This window comes from Chryseobacterium sp. JM1, from assembly GCF_000737715.1.
GTDB lineage: Bacteria > Bacteroidota > Bacteroidia > Flavobacteriales > Weeksellaceae > Chryseobacterium.
The window spans coordinates 691,276-710,030 of record NZ_JPRN01000003.1; the positions used below are offsets into that span (position 1 = coordinate 691,276).

The 18,755-nt window shown below is 37.0% G+C and carries 19 protein-coding genes; 7 read left to right on the forward strand and 12 right to left on the reverse strand.

Annotated features, from left to right (window positions below):
• Positions 1-81 precede the first annotated feature (81 nt).
• From IW22_RS23605 to IW22_RS24340, 8 genes are all read right to left on the reverse strand, one after another.
• Positions 82-1,575 carry a BspA family leucine-rich repeat surface protein gene (locus IW22_RS23605; RefSeq protein ID WP_051891151.1) on the reverse strand — a complete coding sequence of 498 codons (1,494 nt, stop codon included), beginning with the start codon at positions 1,573-1,575 and terminating at the stop codon, positions 82-84.
• 258 nt (positions 1,576-1,833) lie between these two features.
• Positions 1,834-3,204 carry a PQQ-dependent sugar dehydrogenase gene (locus tag IW22_RS08295; protein WP_081873914.1) on the reverse strand — a complete coding sequence of 457 codons (1,371 nt, stop codon included), beginning with the start codon at positions 3,202-3,204 and terminating at the stop codon, positions 1,834-1,836.
• Between the two features lie 283 nt (positions 3,205-3,487).
• Positions 3,488-3,784, reverse strand: coding sequence for an alcohol dehydrogenase catalytic domain-containing protein (locus tag IW22_RS08300; protein ID WP_034725562.1), 297 nt, complete (start codon positions 3,782-3,784; stop codon positions 3,488-3,490).
• 152 nt (positions 3,785-3,936) lie between these two features.
• Complete coding sequence (locus tag IW22_RS08305; protein WP_034725564.1) at positions 3,937-4,449, reverse strand: hypothetical protein; 513 nt, start codon at positions 4,447-4,449, stop codon at positions 3,937-3,939.
• A gap of 6 nt (positions 4,450-4,455) precedes the next feature.
• Entirely contained in the window at positions 4,456-5,172 is a 717-nt protein-coding gene (locus tag IW22_RS08310; RefSeq protein ID WP_034725565.1) for a hypothetical protein, read from the reverse strand.
• 12 nt (positions 5,173-5,184) lie between these two features.
• On the reverse strand, positions 5,185-5,748 hold the full coding sequence (locus IW22_RS23610) for a hypothetical protein (RefSeq protein WP_051891152.1): 564 nt from the start codon (positions 5,746-5,748) through the stop codon (positions 5,185-5,187).
• Between the two features lie 58 nt (positions 5,749-5,806).
• Entirely contained in the window at positions 5,807-6,433 is a 627-nt protein-coding gene (locus tag IW22_RS08320) for a hypothetical protein (protein ID WP_034725566.1), read from the reverse strand.
• 189 nt (positions 6,434-6,622) lie between these two features.
• Positions 6,623-6,907, reverse strand: coding sequence for a bacteriocin-like protein (locus IW22_RS24340; RefSeq protein WP_034725567.1), 285 nt, complete (start codon positions 6,905-6,907; stop codon positions 6,623-6,625).
• 467 nt (positions 6,908-7,374) lie between these two features.
• Here IW22_RS24340 and IW22_RS08330 point away from each other — a divergent pair, with 467 nt between their 5' ends.
• A complete protein-coding gene (locus IW22_RS08330) occupies positions 7,375-8,337 on the forward strand; it encodes a beta-1,6-N-acetylglucosaminyltransferase (RefSeq protein WP_081873915.1) in 963 nt (320 codons plus the stop codon).
• 47 nt (positions 8,338-8,384) lie between these two features.
• On the opposite strand, the gene IW22_RS08335 is transcribed toward IW22_RS08330, so the two are convergent.
• Both IW22_RS08335 and IW22_RS08340 read right to left on the reverse strand, forming a co-directional pair.
• Complete coding sequence (locus IW22_RS08335; protein WP_131401708.1) at positions 8,385-9,029, reverse strand: hypothetical protein; 645 nt, start codon at positions 9,027-9,029, stop codon at positions 8,385-8,387.
• A 7-nt stretch (positions 9,030-9,036) separates the two neighbouring features.
• Positions 9,037-9,828: a hypothetical protein gene (locus tag IW22_RS08340; RefSeq protein ID WP_034725570.1), complete on the reverse strand. Its 792-nt coding sequence runs from the start codon at positions 9,826-9,828 to the stop codon at positions 9,037-9,039.
• A 308-nt stretch (positions 9,829-10,136) separates the two neighbouring features.
• On the opposite strand from IW22_RS08340, the gene IW22_RS24235 reads away from it, so the two are divergent.
• The 5 genes from IW22_RS24235 to map all read left to right on the forward strand — a co-directional run bounded on the left by IW22_RS24235 (position 10,137) and on the right by map (position 13,972).
• Positions 10,137-10,361: a hypothetical protein gene (locus IW22_RS24235; RefSeq protein ID WP_131401709.1), complete on the forward strand. Its 225-nt coding sequence runs from the start codon at positions 10,137-10,139 to the stop codon at positions 10,359-10,361.
• 123 nt (positions 10,362-10,484) lie between these two features.
• Entirely contained in the window at positions 10,485-10,931 is a 447-nt protein-coding gene (locus IW22_RS08345; RefSeq protein ID WP_034725571.1) for a DoxX family protein, read from the forward strand.
• Between the two features lie 45 nt (positions 10,932-10,976).
• Positions 10,977-11,417 carry a carboxymuconolactone decarboxylase family protein gene (locus tag IW22_RS08350; RefSeq protein ID WP_034725573.1) on the forward strand — a complete coding sequence of 147 codons (441 nt, stop codon included), beginning with the start codon at positions 10,977-10,979 and terminating at the stop codon, positions 11,415-11,417.
• A 204-nt stretch (positions 11,418-11,621) separates the two neighbouring features.
• A complete protein-coding gene (locus IW22_RS08355; RefSeq protein WP_081873916.1) occupies positions 11,622-13,121 on the forward strand; it encodes a PLP-dependent aminotransferase family protein in 1,500 nt (499 codons plus the stop codon).
• An 86-nt stretch (positions 13,122-13,207) separates the two neighbouring features.
• Positions 13,208-13,972: a type I methionyl aminopeptidase gene (gene map, locus IW22_RS08360; protein ID WP_034725574.1), complete on the forward strand. Its 765-nt coding sequence runs from the start codon at positions 13,208-13,210 to the stop codon at positions 13,970-13,972.
• Positions 13,973-14,091: 119 nt separating this feature from the next.
• Here map and IW22_RS08365 read toward each other — a convergent pair whose 3' ends face one another.
• On the reverse strand, positions 14,092-14,469 hold the full coding sequence (locus IW22_RS08365; protein WP_051891153.1) for a PEGA domain-containing protein: 378 nt from the start codon (positions 14,467-14,469) through the stop codon (positions 14,092-14,094).
• Between the two features lie 202 nt (positions 14,470-14,671).
• Between IW22_RS08365 and IW22_RS08370 the strand changes: the two genes are divergently transcribed.
• Positions 14,672-17,539 carry an AsmA-like C-terminal region-containing protein gene (locus IW22_RS08370; RefSeq protein WP_228384017.1) on the forward strand — a complete coding sequence of 956 codons (2,868 nt, stop codon included), beginning with the start codon at positions 14,672-14,674 and terminating at the stop codon, positions 17,537-17,539.
• A gap of 59 nt (positions 17,540-17,598) precedes the next feature.
• On the opposite strand, the gene IW22_RS08375 is transcribed toward IW22_RS08370, so the two are convergent.
• Positions 17,599-18,750: an efflux RND transporter periplasmic adaptor subunit gene (locus tag IW22_RS08375; protein ID WP_034725575.1), complete on the reverse strand. Its 1,152-nt coding sequence runs from the start codon at positions 18,748-18,750 to the stop codon at positions 17,599-17,601.
• Positions 18,751-18,755: the final 5 nt, after the last annotated feature.

Here is an 18,755-nt window from a genome sequence, read left to right on the forward strand (position 1 = left end):
TTGATTCTGCCAATAAAAGAAATAGCCCTACAATTGTTTGTTGTAGGGCTATTTTTTAGGGTTTAAAGAAGACTCCGAAGTCTATTTCTTAACTATTTTAGTAAAAGTTGTATGGCCTTTTAACAGATAGTTCCCTGATGGATATCCGGTAAGGTCGATCTGGTTTTTCCCCTTACTTAAAATTATATTTTTAATCATTTTACCGGTGCTGTCATATAAATATGCATTTTCATTTTCAGCAGACTCCACGGTGATCACTCCTGTTGTTGGATTAGGATAAGCCGGAGTTTTTAATTGTGCTGAAGTTTCCACGGTTGATAAACTTCCATTACAAGCAGCGTTATACGTATCTCCAATAATGTTAAAACCTTTGTTTACCAATTGAGCTCTTGCCATAATGGCTTGCGGTGTAGAATAGGTTAACCCTGTTGCATCAATGGTTCCGGATGTTATTCCTGAGCTGGCCCATGTAGGATTATTCATGAGAGCAATTAGAAATTTATTATAATTGGTACATGATAAACGTGTATTTTTTAATCCGAAATAGATTGAATTCGAAAGAAAGTTTTGAAGCTTAATATTCCAGGTAGAAATATCCTGATTAAATTGTGAAGCACCATTTAACATATTAAATCCAATATTAACATTAACCTTACTGACATCCCAATTTCCAATAGGCTGATTAAAAGAGGTAGCATTGGTAAACATTTGCTCAAAATCTGTTACATTACCTGTATTCCAGTTGTTAAGCGGTTGGTTAAAAGAGGTAGCATAAGCGAATACATAACGGAAATTAGTAGCATTTGAGGTATTCCATGAATTTAAGGGCTGATTGAAAGCTGCCGCAAATGTAAACATTGAAGAGAAATTGGTTCCCGACACCGTATTCCAATTGGAAATATTTTGATTAAAAGAAGACGCCAATGCAAACATATCGCTAAAATTAGTTACTCTAGCCGTATTCCAGGTTCCAATAGGTTGATTAAATAATGTTGCTCTGCTAAACATGCTACTCATATTCGTAATGGTGCTTGTATTCCAGGTAGAAAATGAATTATTGCCAACCAAAGATGGACAGTAAGAGAACATTTCAGATAAATTACTAATTTGTGCCAGATTTGGGGCATCTGTAGCAGTGACATTAAGGTTCAGACATCTCGAAAATCCTCTGTCAAATTGCTCAAGCCAAACGGTGTTGCCCCATTGGTTAACTTCGAAAAGTTCAGAATTTTCAGTGGCCATATTGATGTTAGCCTTAAATCCATAAAATAATCCACTGCCATTGGATACCTTCACTCTGTAGGTGGCCTGAACCGGATTGGTGTTTAAAGAAGAACCAAAAGAAACGATAGCAGGACTGCTGCTGCTGGATGTTACAGAACTAAGGATTCCACTGTGCTGAGGATAGCCTACTTCTTCCCAGCTGATGGTATAGCTGGTCCCGGTACCGCCAAAAGATATGGCATTATCGATGGTCCCGGTTACATTGGGTTTCCACGAAGTGATAAATTCAGTCTGTGCATAAGAACTGAAAAATAAAAATAGAAAAATGGTAATTAGTTGTTTTTTATACATAATTTAAAAAATTTCACAAAATTAAGAGTTATTTTTAGAAAAATAAGAAAGTATGGTTAATTTAAAATGAATTATTTTATACCTCTATCTTATCTCTGGTACAAAGATATAGACACGTGACGACAAAACATGTCGTATTAAAATTATTATGATATTATTTTTTTGTTTTAAACAATTCGAAAATGGATTTTTTTGTTAAAAGCCAAAAAAGCACCTGTCATTTCTGAAGGTGCGGAAATACTGTGATAAGAAATGTATTTATTGCTTCTGAATTTTTAAAACTTGTTGTACACTCCCCCTTTCTTTAATCTTAAGGTAATAAAACCCTTCTTCCAGATCTGAAATATCTATCTGCATTTGTTTTCCCTGAACATGAAGCTGCCTGATGAGCTTTCCACTCATGTCTACAAGATCAACCTCTGCGGTGTCATTCTTCGATTTGTTTTGTAGGGTGATGGTATTATTTGCGGGAACGGGACTTGCTGTCCAGCTATTTTTCAAATGATCCGTATCACCTGTACCTAAACCTGTGGGTGTAGGATCATATATTTCGTAAATCTTATCGATTTTATTGTTCACGTTGTTTGAGTTACTGGTGCTTACATAGATTTTTCCATTAGGTGCAGCCAGTACATCCCTTATCCTTCCAAAACTTACCTCTGGGATATCCACTTGTGAAATAATGGTGTTTTGATTGGCATTGAATGTCAGTACATATAAGGCCTGAGTTTTCAATGAAGCCAGCAGTAGTTTATTCTGCCATTGCAGAAAAAGCGGATGCGTATAAAATTCAATACCACATACCGCAATCGTTGGAGTCCAGGATTTAGCAGGTTCATACACATTGTTGGCACTGCAAAAAGTGGCTTCTGCGGGTAAATTACAATAGCCTTCTACATTGGGCCAGCCATAATTTCTGCCAGCTTCTATGATGTTGATCTCGTCATCGTTACTGGGACCATGTTCGCTACTAACGAGTTTATTACCCATCATCGTGAGCCCTTGTGGGTTACGGTGACCAAAACTCCATATTGGAGATCCGGGAATAGGATTGTCGGCAGGGATGCTGCCGTCAAGGTTATAGCGGAGAATTTTACCGTTCAATGATGACGTATTTTGAGGAAAACTTACATTTGATGCGTCACCGGTAGTCATGTACAGTTTATTATTGCTAATGAGTAAGCGGCTTCCATTATGAATGACGGCTCCCTCTATCATATCTACAATCAGTCTTTTATAAGTAAGTTCGTCTGTAGTCGGGTTATACTCATATACAACTAATTTTTCACGATAATCATTCCCGTTGATCACATAATTGTAAGAGCAGAATACTTCGGGTGTATTGGGGAAATCAGGATGCAGGGCCAAACCAAACATTCCTCCTTCACCATTATTGATAGACACATTTTGTTCAAAGATAAGTTGCTTTACTTGACCGGTAACCGGGTTGAGTCTGGAAATTGATCCGTGCCTCTGCGTAAACCAAATACTGCCATCGGGTGCATTCACCATTTCCCAGGGAATGTATAATCCGTTTTTAACTTCTCTTACGGAATAGTCGTTTGTCTGTGCAAAAATTTGAACATTAATAAATGCAGCAATAACGAGAGCATAAATTTTTATCATCATTTAAATATTTGTTATTCAAATTTAGAAAAAAAACATATACAAACCTGGTTTTAAAACCACATTGAGTATTGATTATCAATATTTTAAATAATTTATTCTATTGCTTTTTTGAAAGAATGAATTTTAAGTTATAAAACCTTTATTTTTTTATATTCAATTCATTCATTTTCGTTTTTATCATAATTTAATTTTTTTTACTTATTTCAAATGTATGATTTGCTGATGATTACATGGTAAGCACTATTTTTCCGGCGGTACGGCGCGTTTCTACCTGTTGATGTGCCTAACCTCCGGCATTTTGTAAAAGTGCAAAAACACCATCGCCAATTTCAAATCCATTTGTATGTTCAGACTTTTCGACAATCTCACCGGATATATCCCAGCCCATTATTACCGGTCGCTTTTCACCAAATATATGGTTGATGAATGCAGATGAATTGCGGTAAATGGTATCAGCCGGATTAATACCAATGGCTTTTACCTGGATTAAAACTTCGCCATCTTGTAAAATAGGTTTTTCTGTTTCACCAAGAATCAGTTTATCGGTTCCTCCGGCTTCATATAATAAGTATGCTTTCATAAGACAAATATCAAAATAAATTGTAATGTTAATTTAGCTCAACTGAATGAATCTCAAACGACTTTTTTATTTTTCGCCTATCTGTTTTTAAAAGATTAACAAAAAGCATTCTTGAGCTAAAGGCAGTATTGAAAACTAAAGTCTTTCTGCTATCAGTTTTTTAAACCCGTTTTCTCAATATAGAGTATATCTACACTGTTATCTCCAAAACAGTGAATGGTGACAAGCATGTTAACATACATTTCATGATAAGGAAGACTGGAGGTTATCAACGTCGTTACAGACCATGAATCTATGGATCTGTATTCTGTCTGGATACTGTATTTAAATCCTTTATTGGTCCATTTTTTAGAAATAGACAAAATAACGGTATCAACAACCAGTTTATCTTTCCGCTTAAGGTTTTTAAAAGAATTTTTATAAAAAGGAATGACAAACCGGATGATCAGAAATACACAAAAAAAGATAATTGCAATACAAAAATAAGTACCTCCATCAGGAGTCCCGCTCATGATATCCTGAACTGCAGCCAAACCCATAAGGATGAAAGCAGGAATAAGAAGAGTAATGAAAATCAATCCTATAATAACTCTTGCTTTTAATGCAAACTTTAGCTTTTTCCTTTCTTCAGCGGTAAGGGGTTCTTTTCTTATGTGTGTGGGCATTATTGATTACTTCTGTTTTTTAAGATGAATGATTTTATTCACTCTCATCGGATGATAAAGGTATTCTACCACAGTTCCTTCAACAGGCTGGTTCTGGTCTTTTAAATAATCCAGGACATTGCCATTGGGATCAGCCTCATTTAATTTAGCTATACCTATCAGTTTGCCGTTGATATTGTAACTTTCTACTACTTTGGCCGTAAAATAAGTCTCCTGTCGAATTCCATACCTCATACCATCATAAATAATTTCCGCGACTAGTTCATCATTCATGCTCATCAAAATGACGTCATAATCTGGAGAGCCTTCAGGATCACCTTTATAATAATACATATCTGAGCTCACTTGTTTATCATTAACATACAAAGCGGTCCCTTTTTTTCTGTCGGTCTCATCAAAGGAATGGATCTTACCATTCAGAACTCCGTTTTTCAGCTCTGAGGATTCTATCAGATGTCCGTTTTCTGCATAAAATTTAGCCACACCATCAAATTTTCTCTCCGTTTTAGAATTGGACAAAGCTTCAAAATAAAGTTTTCCGGACTTGTAATAATCTTGAAATAAGTATTTTTTCCCAACAGGTTTAGGCACTGGTGTATAGTACACCATTTCCTTTTTGGATACAGGCTGCCAGTTTTCGTCAAAATAAATTATCTCCTTTTGATCACGGAAACTTCCCAGATAAAACAGTTTGAACAGGATTAAAAAAGGAATTGTAGGCATAGTGAATTGAGGTTATTGATTGTATTCCAGCACATCTGCAATCAGAAAAGAATTTCCGGACGGAATTACTTTGATATCTCTTTTATAATTAATTTTAGCTTCCGTATCTGTAATAACGGTTTCAAACAGATACGCATCGCCGATCTTTTTGATGAAAACACAACGGGTCACTTCTATAAATCCATAATCCGCATTGGAAACCAGATAGCCTTTACCTACGCCTGCATATTGGCAGTTAAAATCTTTAGCCCATTTCTTTTCGAAGGCTTTCTGTGTCATGCCGCCATCCATACCTACTTCTACAGCATCATCTTTATAAGCCATATATTGAGCAGTATAGATGGGTTTATGTTTTCCCTCTGCCTCTTCATTCGTATTTTCTGCCATACCGTTGGCTTTATTTAAAGTCTTGGCAACGATATGGGTGATCCAGGTCTTTGCTTTTTCAATTTCCTTAGCTTCTTTTGTTGCATTTTGCTGAACAACAGGCTTTGTAGCTGGTAACTTTTTTTGTGCATATGTCTGATTCAGTGTATTTAATGATAGAACGACAATTGTAATGATAATTTTATTCATCTCTTTTGGTTGATTTAATGTATTGCAATGTAGTAATTATGGAAGGATTTATACCTGATCAGTAATCAATACAATACCAATTATTTCCGTCACTCTGTATAGTGATTCTGTCACCCGGGCCTTTGGTGCCGGCAGCGCTGTTTCCAAGGATGTAAACCTGTGTAGAGGACATTACCGAACCATCATCCTCCTTTGCATAAATAACAGGTTGGCTTAAGGTTAAACCATATTCTTTAAAAACCGTGAAATCACTGTTCCACTCGCCATGACCGTTGGTGCCACCATTCAGAGAGGTGATTTTGTAGATGCGTCCTTTGCAGGTAGCCGGATCTGGTATCGTAAAAGTGACATGGCTTGCTTCGTCTTTTGATACCCCGGTGAAAATGACAGAATAATCTCTGTCGGTAAGGGTGTAGTTATTCTCAGTAGTGACGACAGGCATTGATAATGATCCGTTTACCTGTAAAACGCTGTTCGGAATTGTAGTACCAACACCCAGATTTCCTCCTGGAGTGAGCACAACATCATTAGCTTGCTGGGCAAGTGTAGGAAGACCGTTTGCGTTGTTATCTTTTCCTCCATCGATGTGAAATGCACCCTGAGGATTTTGAGTGTTGATACCTATCTGTGCATGGGTAGCGAAGCATACTGATAAAAAGAATGCTGTGAATAATTTGTTTCTCATAATTTTTGAGTTCCCATTTTGTTTTTTGTGTCAAAAGAAGACAAAGAACTGCCTTAATTGGCAATTTGGGCTTGACAAAAATCAAGAAATTATAAAAAAGCCATATTTTGCTTTGAGCTCTACTCATCGGTTGGCAAAAAAAAACCGCTCCTTTCAGAGCGGTATAATTTTTAGTTTTACTGGCTTGGCTTAGCAAGTAGATCCACAAGAAAGGACCTGGATGTGTACAACACCGTTTACAACGCACTGTACCTGGCACAATGTATTCCCTACAAGAACACCTACACCGTTTACAGCACCTCCTACTGTATTGGTAACGCCACCTACAACGCCACCTACGATAGTACCTACACCACCTACTACTCCACCAACTACTCCACCTAGTCCTCCGATAACACCACCGATGTTATCAAAGATTCCGTCACCTGAAATAGTTTTCAATTCGTTTCTGTTCAATTTTTTGAAATTTTTCATGAGTATAATTTTATGTTGTTATTACATCACTAAGATAAGAATAATTACAATATGTTTATATTATTTCGAAAAAAATAATCAAATATATTTATAACTTAATATTTGATTAATATAAATGATATTTAATGAATATATCATTATTTGAATTATCTTTCTTATTTTCATGAAAATGAACAATTTACAGGGTATATTCATTAAAATGAATTTTTCCCATGAATTTTAAATTCTTATTGACCCATACAATTATCTCTAATTTCTTTTAAAAATTAACACGGATTTTGGTACCCGATTCTCAATCCATTTTCTTTAAAATTGAGTTATTGGAAGAAAACAATTAGGGTTTATTTACGCTTAATGAATTGTGTTTTCGTTAAAAAATGTTATTTAATTTTTGTACATTTACAAAGATGTCTATTAATACTTTATAAAATAAGTTGTAAACATTCATAATTTTTAAATAAAATAAAATGAGAAATGTTTACCAAAACGAAAGTAATGGGCGTAGCATCGGCAACATACCGGGGAAATCTATCACTATTGCGTACTTAATCTTAGTACATCGTTTACCGGATCAATTCAAACGTCTTTTCAAAGCTATCTATGATCCTGCTAATTTTTATCTTATTCATATCGATAAAAAAGCCAATCTGGAAATAGGTGAAGATATTAATGTCTTTTTACAGAAATATCCGAATGTTCATATTCTTAAAAGCCAAAACGTCGTATGGGGAGGCTACAGCATGGTGCAGGCCGAACTGGACGGGATGAAATATCTTTTGGAGATGAATATGAAGTGGGATTATTTTATCAATTTAAGCGGCCAGGATTACCCACTAAAATCGCAGGAGATCATCAAAGACTTTCTGTCAAAGAATAATGGAAAGAGCTACATAAAAATTGCTGATCAGAAAAAAAGCAGACCTGAGACCATGAACAGGATTGAAAATTATTTTGAAGAGGCTGAAGATAAGATTTCGGAGAAAACCCATACAAGAGGGTTTATGAAGGATGTTATTCCTTATATAGGTGGGCAATGGATGATTCTCACCAGAAGCTGTTGTGAATTTATATGCAACAGTACAGAGGTGAAAAAGTTTGAAGACTATTATCTGAATACCTTAATTGCGGATGAGTCCTTCTTCCAGACCGTGCTAATGAATACTTCTTTCGATGGTATTCTGGTAGATGATGACAAAAGAGCAATCATCTGGATTCCTGACGGTGATATTAAATTACGCCCAAAAACGTTTACGGAAACAGATCTGGATTTCCTGCAGACCGGGAATCACCTTTTTGCCCGGAAATTTGATGACAATATTGATAAACAAATTATCGAAGGGATTCAAATTCAATATAACAAGCCTTTTAAAACTTTAATAAAAATAAATGATATAAAAGATATCAGCAAAAGTTTCAACCATTTAAACTAAAATTTTTCATCAGAAACCCTTCATAGATGAATCAACCTTGTATGATTTTACTCTGAAGCGGTAGCTACTTCTGAAAGGTCAGTATTCCTGTACATATAATCCACAGGCGTACTGTCTTCTTTGGAGGAATTGTTTCCGGGCACTTCCATGCCTTTTATAAATCCGTCTTTTATACTTGTAAAATTGATCAGGGTTTCAGAAAATTTCCCACCTCTTGAAAAAGAATATTTATAGTCAAGGACACCTCTATTATTAATAAAAACAGCATAATAGGTATCCCAGTTATTTCCGCCTTCGCGCCCTTCTATCGAAAAAGGCATCATGGCATCATCCAAATGATCATCATTTAAATCTCCGATAAGAATAGGCCGCTCCAGATCAAAAATAGATCCGTCTATCTTATTAATGCCATTAAAATCCAATTCTTTGCTAAAAAGTTTTGATCTTTTTGCTTCATTGAAAGCAGTCAATACAGCAGTGGTATCAATAACAGGTATTTTCACATCCGCCACAAGCGTATCCTTGTGCTTTACAGGAACCGTATCGATATGGACCGTTTCGTTGGTTTTCTTATTTTTCAGATCTGTCTTTTCAGTGGGACTACAGCCTACCATTACGGCAGTGAAGAGTAATGGGAAGTATATTTTATTTAAATACATCGTGAGAGGTTTAGGATCTAGATTTGTACCCATTTTTCAATTATTTCTTTTCATCTTCCCGATCCAGTTCTTCCTGAATTTCAACTGAAGCTTTGGCCTGAGGAGATTTTAAACTTCCATGTTTTTCTCCTTCATCCCAGGTTTTAAAAGCTTTCTTTTTCAAACCTAATGCATAATAATAGCTGCCTAATACAGTATATCCTTCAGGTTCTCCAAGTTCTATAATCCTTTCGGAGAGCAAGATCAATTCAGGATGGGGTTTCAGTTTTTTTGAAGCAATTTTCCCGGGATCAGTAAGAAGATCCGGCGTATATTCCATCATTTTTAATCCGAAAAGATTCATACAGGCCTTAGCCAAACCTTTTCCGCAAAGTTTTTCATTAATATCATTTATTTTGCCGGAAACCAAAGCATCCAAATCAAGCCCTGATTTAGATGATGTTTTGGTCTGATCATAATATTCCGCTAAAAGCTCAGCCTTTTTTTTAGCCTTAATCGAATCGTAGAATTTTCCGGTCTCCGATGCATCTTTTTGATGAGTCCAGCTTCCTTTTTTTACCCAATTGGATAGACCGATGAGTTTATCTTTTTTAATTTTGAAAATGAATATGCTTTTATCAGGATAAACAATCAAGCTGTCATTTCTGGTAAAATAATCCCCATAATTCATGTCCGCTATTAAAACTTTTCCATTTCCTTCGAAGCTAAAGCCGTCGTAAAGAGTTTCAGAATTATCAGATTTGTAATAGCCATGAAAAGAATTGTCTGCTTTCTGTGCTGACAAAATGCAGCCTGATACAATGAATAATAATCGAAATAATTTGTTTTTCATCACCTGTTAAATTCTAATGTTTTTTCCTTTTGTTTCTACAAAATTATTAAATAGGAACGGATATTGGCTTGATAAATGTCAAGAGGTTTTATTACATATAATTCTCAGATGATAAATCTAAATCCATACAACACAAACCTCTTTGCAATCCGTGGTTAATTCTATACCAATTATTTAAAACATTAAGATAAATGAAGAAAGTAAGGTTAAATCTTTATCATTTTAAAAATTAAAATTTCAAGAAGAATGAACAGAATTAATACAAATTGATGTAGCTTCGCTTGCTGACGATAAAAAAACACTTCCCGATGAACTTAGATTTCACAAGACTCTTCCTGATTATTTCCTTACTCTTAAGTTTAATCTTCTTTTTTGTGAGTTTGACAGGGTTTACCAATCCTCAGATGTTTAAGAGAAAAGCTTCCCTCAAAGTTCCAAACAGATTTCTTCTGTTATTTATTTTTCTATTGATTTCAATCGGCTTTCTTCTGGCGGCAGCAGGTCTTTTTGCAACCCTTCTTCACAGACGCTAATCTGCCTAATCATTTTAAAATTTAATTGTATTCATTCATCATCTGGGCCATCTTGTTTTATAAAACTGGGTGACTAAAGTGGTTCAGAGTCTTGCTAATTTTGTCCTCAGAAAAACAAGATTTATGCAAGATTCTTTTAACATTCCGCAATTACTTTTACGATTTGCATTAGGGATCACATTCTTAACGCCTGTTGCAGACCGACTTGGAATACTCGGAGCTCCGGGAACCGGAAATATTGAATGGGGAAACTGGAGCAACTTTATAGATTACACCGCTACCTTAATGCCGGTATTTGAAAGGCCCATGGTTAATGTTATGGGAAGTATTGCTACAGCCGCTGAATTATTGGTAGGTATCTGCCTTATCATCGGATTTAAAACCAAATATGCTGCGATCGGCGCCTCACTTATTACTCTGACCTTTATTCTGTTTATGACCCTTTCTGTGGGAATTCAAAAACCTATCAATTACGGGGTATTTACAGCTTCGGCAGCCGGATTTCTACTCTCTTTTATCCCTAATTATAAATGGAGTATTGATCATCTCTTGAATAATAAAGCAAAGTAAATACATCTCAAAACAATTACTAAAATTAAACAAACACATCATACAATGACAACAAGAATTAAAATGGATCAGGTAGAACCCAATGGCTATAAAGCGATCCTTGGCCTTGAAAAATTCATCGAAAGTACACCCATTTCAAGAACACATAAAGATCTGATCAAAATCAGAGCCTCGCAGATCAACGGATGCGCATTCTGTATCGATATGCACACCAAAGAAGCCAGAAAAACCGGTGAAACAGAACAGCGGATCTACGCATTGAATGCATGGAGAGACACACCTTTTTTTACAGAAGAAGAACGGGCTGTTTTAGCGCTCACGGAAGAAGTCACCCTGATCAGCAATCATGTTAAGGATGAAACCTATCTTACAGCAGAAAAGTTACTCGGAGAAACCTACCTGGCACAGGTGATTGTAGCTATTATCACCATCAATGCGTGGAACAGGATCGGGATTACCACAATGCTGGTTCCTGCTCAGGATTAATAAACTGATGATTAAAGCTGGAAGCTGGAAGAGGGAGGCTGGAAGTTACTATTAGACATTCCTTTTAAATATTTATAATAAAATTTAATAAAACTAAATTACAGTGCTGTCTTTGGACTTCAAACACTTCCCTCTTCCAGCTTCAGGCTTCCTTCTCTTTTTCAATACTCCCCTTGATTGCTATTTAATTTTGTCATAGATTTAATGAAACTCATAGTACATTTAAATAAACAATCCGGAATGCTGCCCTACAAATCATTAATACAACTGAAGAGAGATTCGAGTGTTGCGCTGTATATTCAGCTCTGTAACAGTTTTATCCATCTGATTACGAATGGAACGCTTCAGCCGTCAGATGTTTTGCCCAGCACTCGTTTGCTGTCAGAATTGACAGGTCTTAACCGGAACACCATAAAACTGGCCTATGAAGAACTGATTAGTCAGGGCTGGGCCGAGTCTGTCGAAAGAAAAGGAATTTTTGTTTTATCTAAACTTCCGGCACTTCCCGAAAAGAAAAAAGTAGGTACAGAACAAACAATAAATACGCTTGGAGAGGCCTTTTCATGGACCAATCCTTTTACGGAAATACAGATCAGTGAAAATTACCAGCAGTCTATGCTTACTATTGATGATGGTTTTCCTGATGTTCGTTTGACTCCGGTTGATCTTTTAATGAGAGAATACCGCAGCATCTCAAAAAAATTCTATGGAAAAAACTTTCTTAAGTATGGATTCCCAAAAGGTTCTGAAAATCTGCGTTCAGCGTTGTCCCGTTATTTATCTGATACCCGTGGGCTGGTTGTAAATCCGGAAAATCTGCTTATTACCAAAGGAAGTCAGATGGGAATTTATCTGGCTGCACAGCTTTTACTCACCCAATCCGACAGTATTGCGGTAGGCGTATCCAATTACCGTTCTGCCGATGAAATATTCAGATATGTTGGGGCTAATCTGCTGCGTATTCCCGTGGATGAACATGGTATGGACATAGATTTTCTGGAGGACACTTTAAAGAAACAAGTCATCAAAGCGGTGTACATCATCCCTCACCACCATTTTCCGACTACGGTAACCATGAGCATGGAGCGCAGATTAAAGCTTTTAAACCTTGCTAAGGAATATCGTTTTGCTATCATTGAAGACGACTACGACTTCGATTTTCATTACGATGCCAAACCCTATATTCCGCTTGCCAGCATTGATCACAACCGGAATGTCATTTATATAGGATCTGTTACCAAAACCTTTGCTCCCGCATTACGCATAGGATTTATGATTGCCCAGCCGGAATTTGTTCAGGCAGCAGCTTCGTTGCGTCACCTGATAGATAAGCAGGGAGATTCGCTTCTGGAAGAGGCTTTTTCTTCACTGTATGATAATGGAGAAATGGAAAGGCATTTTAGAAAATCCCTGAAAATATATAAAAAACGCAGAGACCTGTTTTGTGAGATTCTTCAAAGCGATTTCAACGGTGTGATTGATTTTAAAATTCCCGAAGGAGGAATGGCCGTTTGGTCAGTTTTCGACCAGTCGATAAATCTCCCGAAACTGTCTTTAGAGGCAGGGAAAAAGGGACTTAAGATCGCGGACGGATCTTTTTACAACAACGAAGTTTTTATACCGAATGGCCTTAGGCTAGGTTTTGCATCACTCAATGAAACGGAGATTGTGAAATCCCTTGAGCTATTAAGATCAGTCATTTAAAAGCTTCTTTTTTCGTATTAAAATAAAAATAATTATTTCCTAACTTTGTAGTTTCTAAATAATTATTGAACCTTAAATAAAAGACTATGTCTATAACCAATGAACAGGAATTGGCAGGAATGCAGAAAGCAAGTGAAGCTGTAGCCTATACATTAAAAGAAATGATTCAGTACGCTCAACCCGGTATGACGACGAAAGACCTGGATGAATATGGCGCGAAGATCCTTTCCGGATTTGGGGCGAAATCGGCACCGCATCTCACCTACGGATTTCCCGGCTGGACCTGCATCAGTGTAGACAATGAATTTTGCCACGGAATCCCTACCGATAAAAGAGTTTTGAAAGAAGGAGATCTTATTAATATTGATGTTTCTGCAGAACTTGACGGATACTGGTCGGACAACGGTGGTTCTTTTGTAATCGGAAAAGACATTCATCAGCACCAAAAGTTGGTTAATGCTTCCAAGGAAATTTTACAGAAGGCGATCAACAATATTAAAGGCGGAGTAAAAATAGCAGACATCGGATTTCTAATGGAAACCGAAGCTAAAAAAAGAGGTTTTAAAGTCATCAGAAACCTTGCCGGACATGGCATCGGAAGAAGCCTGCACGAACAACCAGATGAACTGATGAATTACAGAAACCGTTATGATTCCAGAAGATTTAAAAAGAATTCTGTAGTGGCTATTGAAACCTTTATCTCTACATCCTCCAATATTGCAGTAGAACTGAATGACGGCTGGACGATGGTCGGCAACAAAGGCGGCTATATGGCACAGCACGAACACACCATTGTGGTAACGGATGGAAAGCCTATCATTTTAACTGAAATGAATGAGATCCTGAACTAGAGATTGAAAACAGGATGATGGAAGTTCTTATTGGACCTTTTATTAATTCACCTTTTTACTATAAAACAAAAGCATCTGTATATTTTACAGATGCTTTTTTATGTCTGGATAATCCGGTATTATTTGCTTTCTAATTCTGCGGTGTATGCTTTTGGAGAATATTTAGTCAGAGAACCTGTTGCAGCATCAATTCCGACGCCAATGGCTCCCCCAAGAAGTATATTAAGCAGGGTTACCGCATTAAAGTTTTTCACAAGCTTCACTTCTTTGGTAGTGTAACCTTCTTTTTCAAAGGTAACCGTCTGCTTGCTTAATGACCTTGAAATATCAGCAGTACAAGGCGTAGTGCACTTTTCTACACCCTTATGGAATACTTTGGCCCCTTCTGGCGATGATGTAAATGATATTGAATCTTTTGTTCCTGTAAAAATACTTGCGCATGAAGTTGTGGAAAGGATAACACCAAAAGACAATACAGTCAATAATTTTTTTCTCATAAATTTTAACGTTAAATAGCGATGAACAGGCACTCTTATTCATTTTCCCTGCCCTATTTCACCGCGGCACGAACTTACAAAAAAATAATATTAAAGAAAAGTGGGATTGGCAAATGGCTTGATTTTAGATTACAAATAACTAATTATCATTATCAATATTCATCAAAATTATGGATTTATGGAAAAGTTTAAAAAAATAATTTTGAAAATTCTAAAATGGACCGGAATTTCAATAGCAGCCCTCTTATTTTTAATGTTTATCATTCCCATCCTTTTTCCGGGAACGATTTCTCAGCAGGTAAAAATATTTGCCAATCAGCATCTTGCGGGTAAACTCGATTATAAAAAGACCCATCTTACCTTCTTCCGCCACTTCCCTTCTCTTACGGTTTCTGTAGATGATCTCGTTTTACAGGGTTCAAAACCTTTTCAGAATGATACGTTACTGACGGCAAAAGAATTAGCCGTGGGAATCAATCTTAAAAATCTGATTTTCAACCGTGAAGTGAAGATCGATGAAATTTATGTTACCGATGCCAATGCCAATGTTTTTGTCAACAGTAAAGGAGAAGCGAATTATAATGTCTACGTCTCCAAACCTTCCGGAAAACCGAAAGATACTACAGAAACAGGCGCTTCTATCAAACTGGACCTGATCAGACTTAAAAACTGGAATATCAGATACAACGATCATTCTGCAAGAGTTTTAGTGGATGCCAAGGGACTGAATTATACCGGAAAAGGCGGATTGAGTGAAGATATTTTTGATCTTCAGACGAATCTTGATATTGATAAAGTGGATTTCAGCCTGAACAGAATTTATTACGCCAAACAAAAAACCTTACACGCTGATCTGATCACCAGAATTAATACCAATGCCTTAACTTTTGTCTTAAAAAAGAATGAGTTAAGAATTAATGATCTTCCTCTAAAATTCATTGGTTTTATCAGTATTCTCAAAGACGGATACAATATGGACATCAAAGCAGCTTCGGAAAAAACTACGATTCGTGAGATGATCTCCGTACTGCCTCCACAATATCTCGACTGGGCAAAAGATACCAAAATAGAAGGCAACAGTGATTTGTATTTTCATATCAAAGGCAGGTTCAGTGAGCCTAAAAATATGAAACCGAGAGTCAAAGTACGTCTTTTGGTTAAAAACGGTTTTGTTTCTAATGGAAAAGCGCCCGTTCCGATGAACCATTTGAATATGGACCTGAATGTGGATTTACCGTCATTAGACACCAATCAGCTTGCCGTAGATTTGAAAAAACTTAGTTTTGATCTGGGGTCGAATAATAGTTTCCGGGCTTATGTAAAAACGAAAGGACTGAACGAAATGCAGGTGGATGCCAATATAAAAGGCGCTGTAGACCTGAAAACGTTGAGCCAGGCTTTGGGACTGAAAGATATTGATATCCGGGGATTGATTGATACCAATATTAAAGCCAATGGAATGTTCAGTCTTGATAAAAAGCTGTTCCCAAAAACCAATGGTTATCTGAATCTTAAAAACGGCCTAGTCAAAACAAAATATTACCCCAACCCTATCCAAAACATCAATTTAGTAGCGAACATTATCAATACAGACGGCACTTTCAAAAGTCTTGGTGTAAAACTGGATCCTTTCAGCTTTGATTTTGAAGGAAATCCTGTGTTTGTGAATGCCGATTTACAGAATTTTGAAGATCTGCTGTATAAAGTCCGCGCAAAAGGCGTATTGAATGTCGGAAGAATTTATAAAGTTTTTGCGAAAAAAGGATTCGATATCAGCGGATTAATCATGGCGGATCTATCGCTCAATGGCCGGCAGAGTTATGCTACAACCGGCCAGTACAGTAAGCTTGACAACAAAGGGACTTTAATTTTAAAGAACATTAAAGGCACTACAGAATACCTTCCTCAGTCATTTTTTATCAAAGAAGGAAATTTCCAGTTTGAAAATGAAAAAATGTGGTTCAGAAAATTCCTGGCTACCTACGGAAAATCTGATTTTGCGCTGAACGGTTATCTCCTCAATACCATCAATTATTTTATTGAAAGAAAAGGAACACTTCACGGGAAATTCACTTTAAATTCCAATTACATCCTGATCGATGAGTTTATGGCGCTTAAAAACGGAGACAATACCGATAAATCCATTGAAGTGGAATATGCAAAAGTAGAAAACCCGAAAAGCAGCGGCGTAGTCATTATTCCGAAAAATCTGGATGTTTCCCTGGATGCCAATGCAAAAAAGGTTGAATTTAAAGGATTGGCACTTAATCACCTGAAAGGAAATGCTTCTGTGAATAAGGGAGAAGTGTATCTTAAAAACACCTCGTTTGACATTATCGGAAGCCGCATGAATATTGATGCGCGTTATCAGGATGAATCTCCGCTCACGGCTAATTATGATGTAGCTCTTAAAGTTCAGGATTTTGATGTCCAGAGAGCATATAAAGAGATTGATATGGTTCGTGAAATGGCTACTGCAGCCAAAGATGTCAAAGGAATCGTATCCCTGGATTATAAACTGAAAGGGGATTTTGATAAAAATATGAGCCCGATTTATCCATCACTTGAAGGCGGCGGAACAGTCAATCTCCGGGATGTGGAAGTGAAAAACCTGAAAATGCTTTCTGCGGTGGGTGATAATATCGGAGCAAAAGCTTTTGACAATCCTGATATGAAAGGCGTAACGATTGAAACCAATATCAAAAACAATTTGATCCATGTAGATAAGTTCACCTTTAAAGTTTCCGTTCTGAGACCTTCCATCAGTGGAACCACGAGTTTCAACGGACTGCTGGATCTGCAAGTGAGAGTCGGTCTTCCTCCGGCTGGCTGGATTGGTTTTCCAATCGTGGTAACAGGAACTCACAGCAAACCGAAAATCAAAATTTTCAGTAAAACCGGACAGGGAATCGTAGATGCGCTGTACAATAAAAAGTCCAACAAAGTGATCCGTGAAGAAAAACGTGCTGAGAAAAAATCAAGAAGGCAGCAACGGAAGGAAAAAGAAGCTCAGGAAGAGAAAGCTAAAAATGCGGAAAAGCAGATCAATAAGGATCTTAAGGAAAAATAAAAAAATAAAGACTGCCCAATGTGCAGTCTTTATTTTTACAGTACAGAACGATATACGATCTACTCCGCTTTATTTTTAAGCATCATCAGAAGGCTGTACGCTCCCTTCTGCACTATTTTTTTATCCTTCAGGAAATCCGCTTTCAGAATTTCTGTAAACTGATCATCGGAAATTCCTGCTGTAACCGGAATCATTTTATAACTGCCTTTTCCAAGTTCTTCAAAAACATAACTTCTGTTTTCAAAAGAAACGACGGACTCGTTGGGAAGTCCCATAGTATTTCTACCGTTAATGCTTACTTCGGCATTGATGTACATTCCTTTCACAAAATCTGAATTGGGAGAAGAGAGTTTGGCAACCGCCATCGCAGCGCCTCCGTTTTCAATGCTGGGAACTACGCTGACGATTTTTGCATTCAGTTTAAGATCCGGATTTTCATTGCTGTAGACCAGAATGTCCTGCCCGGTTTTGATATCATTCACATCATTTTCAAAAACTTTGAGCTCGAGCAATAATCCGGCAGGATCAATCAGTTCAAATAAAGTATCAGCCGGATTGATATATTGTCCGTTATTGACCAGAATCTTGCTCACAAATCCATTGAAAGGCGCATAAATACTGATTCTGCTTCTGATATTTCCTGAGCTCAGTCCTTTTGCATTGATGCCTATGATTCTCAGTTTTTCTTCCAGCCCTTTTAAAGTGGCATTCAAAGTGGAATAATCAGCCTGTGCGGTCTGCAGGGTTTTATCGCTGCTGGCTTTGCTGATATTAAGGTCTTTTTGACGGCTAAGATTCAGTCTTGCAGATTCCAGCTGTGCTCTGGTCACCAGATAATCCTGCTGAAGCTGTATAAATTGGGGATCTTCCACCACAGCCAGCACCTGACCTTTCTTAAAATGACTTCCACTGATGACATGAATAGACTTGATATGTCCGCCCATAATACTCGAAACCGAACTCATATGCGACGGCGCAATCTCTGCTTTTCCGTTCAGTCTGACCAGCTTCTCCATATTCCTGCTTTGAATCATGGTCGTGGTCACTCCTACTGTGTTTAGCTGTTTTTCTGAAAGTTTAACCATATTTTCCTTATTCTGTGCGAATTTTTTATTCTCGTAAATGGTTTTCTCCTCTTCTTTTTTTCCTGAACATGAAGATAAAACAAGAGATAAAAGAAGGCTGTATATAGATATTTTTTTGAATGACATTCCGC

Excerpts from the sequence above, each read along its gene's own strand:
- IW22_RS08320 (WP_034725566.1), bottom strand. The coding sequence starts at position 6,433 with ATGAGAAACAAATTATTCACAGCATTCTTTTTATCAGTATGCTTCGCT.
- IW22_RS24235 (WP_131401709.1), top strand. The coding sequence starts at position 10,137 with ATGAACTTAGATTTCACAAGACTCTTCCTGATTATTTCCTTACTCTTA.
- IW22_RS08375 (WP_034725575.1), bottom strand. The coding sequence starts at position 18,750 with ATGTCATTCAAAAAAATATCTATATACAGCCTTCTTTTATCTCTTGTT.
- IW22_RS08355 (WP_081873916.1), top strand. The coding sequence starts at position 11,622 with ATGAAACTCATAGTACATTTAAATAAACAATCCGGAATGCTGCCCTAC.
- IW22_RS08345 (WP_034725571.1), top strand. The coding sequence starts at position 10,485 with ATGCAAGATTCTTTTAACATTCCGCAATTACTTTTACGATTTGCATTA.
- IW22_RS08305 (WP_034725564.1), bottom strand. The coding sequence starts at position 4,449 with ATGCCCACACACATAAGAAAAGAACCCCTTACCGCTGAAGAAAGGAAA.
- IW22_RS08335 (WP_131401708.1), bottom strand. The coding sequence starts at position 9,029 with ATGGGTACAAATCTAGATCCTAAACCTCTCACGATGTATTTAAATAAA.
- IW22_RS08330 (WP_081873915.1), top strand. The coding sequence starts at position 7,375 with ATGAGAAATGTTTACCAAAACGAAAGTAATGGGCGTAGCATCGGCAAC.
- IW22_RS08295 (WP_081873914.1), bottom strand. The coding sequence starts at position 3,204 with ATGATGATAAAAATTTATGCTCTCGTTATTGCTGCATTTATTAATGTT.
- IW22_RS08300 (WP_034725562.1), bottom strand. The coding sequence starts at position 3,784 with ATGAAAGCATACTTATTATATGAAGCCGGAGGAACCGATAAACTGATT.
- IW22_RS08350 (WP_034725573.1), top strand. The coding sequence starts at position 10,977 with ATGACAACAAGAATTAAAATGGATCAGGTAGAACCCAATGGCTATAAA.
- IW22_RS08310 (WP_034725565.1), bottom strand. The coding sequence starts at position 5,172 with ATGCCTACAATTCCTTTTTTAATCCTGTTCAAACTGTTTTATCTGGGA.
- map (WP_034725574.1), top strand. The coding sequence starts at position 13,208 with ATGTCTATAACCAATGAACAGGAATTGGCAGGAATGCAGAAAGCAAGT.
- IW22_RS24340 (WP_034725567.1), bottom strand. The coding sequence starts at position 6,907 with ATGAAAAATTTCAAAAAATTGAACAGAAACGAATTGAAAACTATTTCA.
- IW22_RS08365 (WP_051891153.1), bottom strand. The coding sequence starts at position 14,469 with ATGAGAAAAAAATTATTGACTGTATTGTCTTTTGGTGTTATCCTTTCC.
- IW22_RS23610 (WP_051891152.1), bottom strand. The coding sequence starts at position 5,748 with ATGAATAAAATTATCATTACAATTGTCGTTCTATCATTAAATACACTG.
- IW22_RS08340 (WP_034725570.1), bottom strand. The coding sequence starts at position 9,828 with ATGAAAAACAAATTATTTCGATTATTATTCATTGTATCAGGCTGCATT.
- IW22_RS23605 (WP_051891151.1), bottom strand. The coding sequence starts at position 1,575 with ATGTATAAAAAACAACTAATTACCATTTTTCTATTTTTATTTTTCAGT.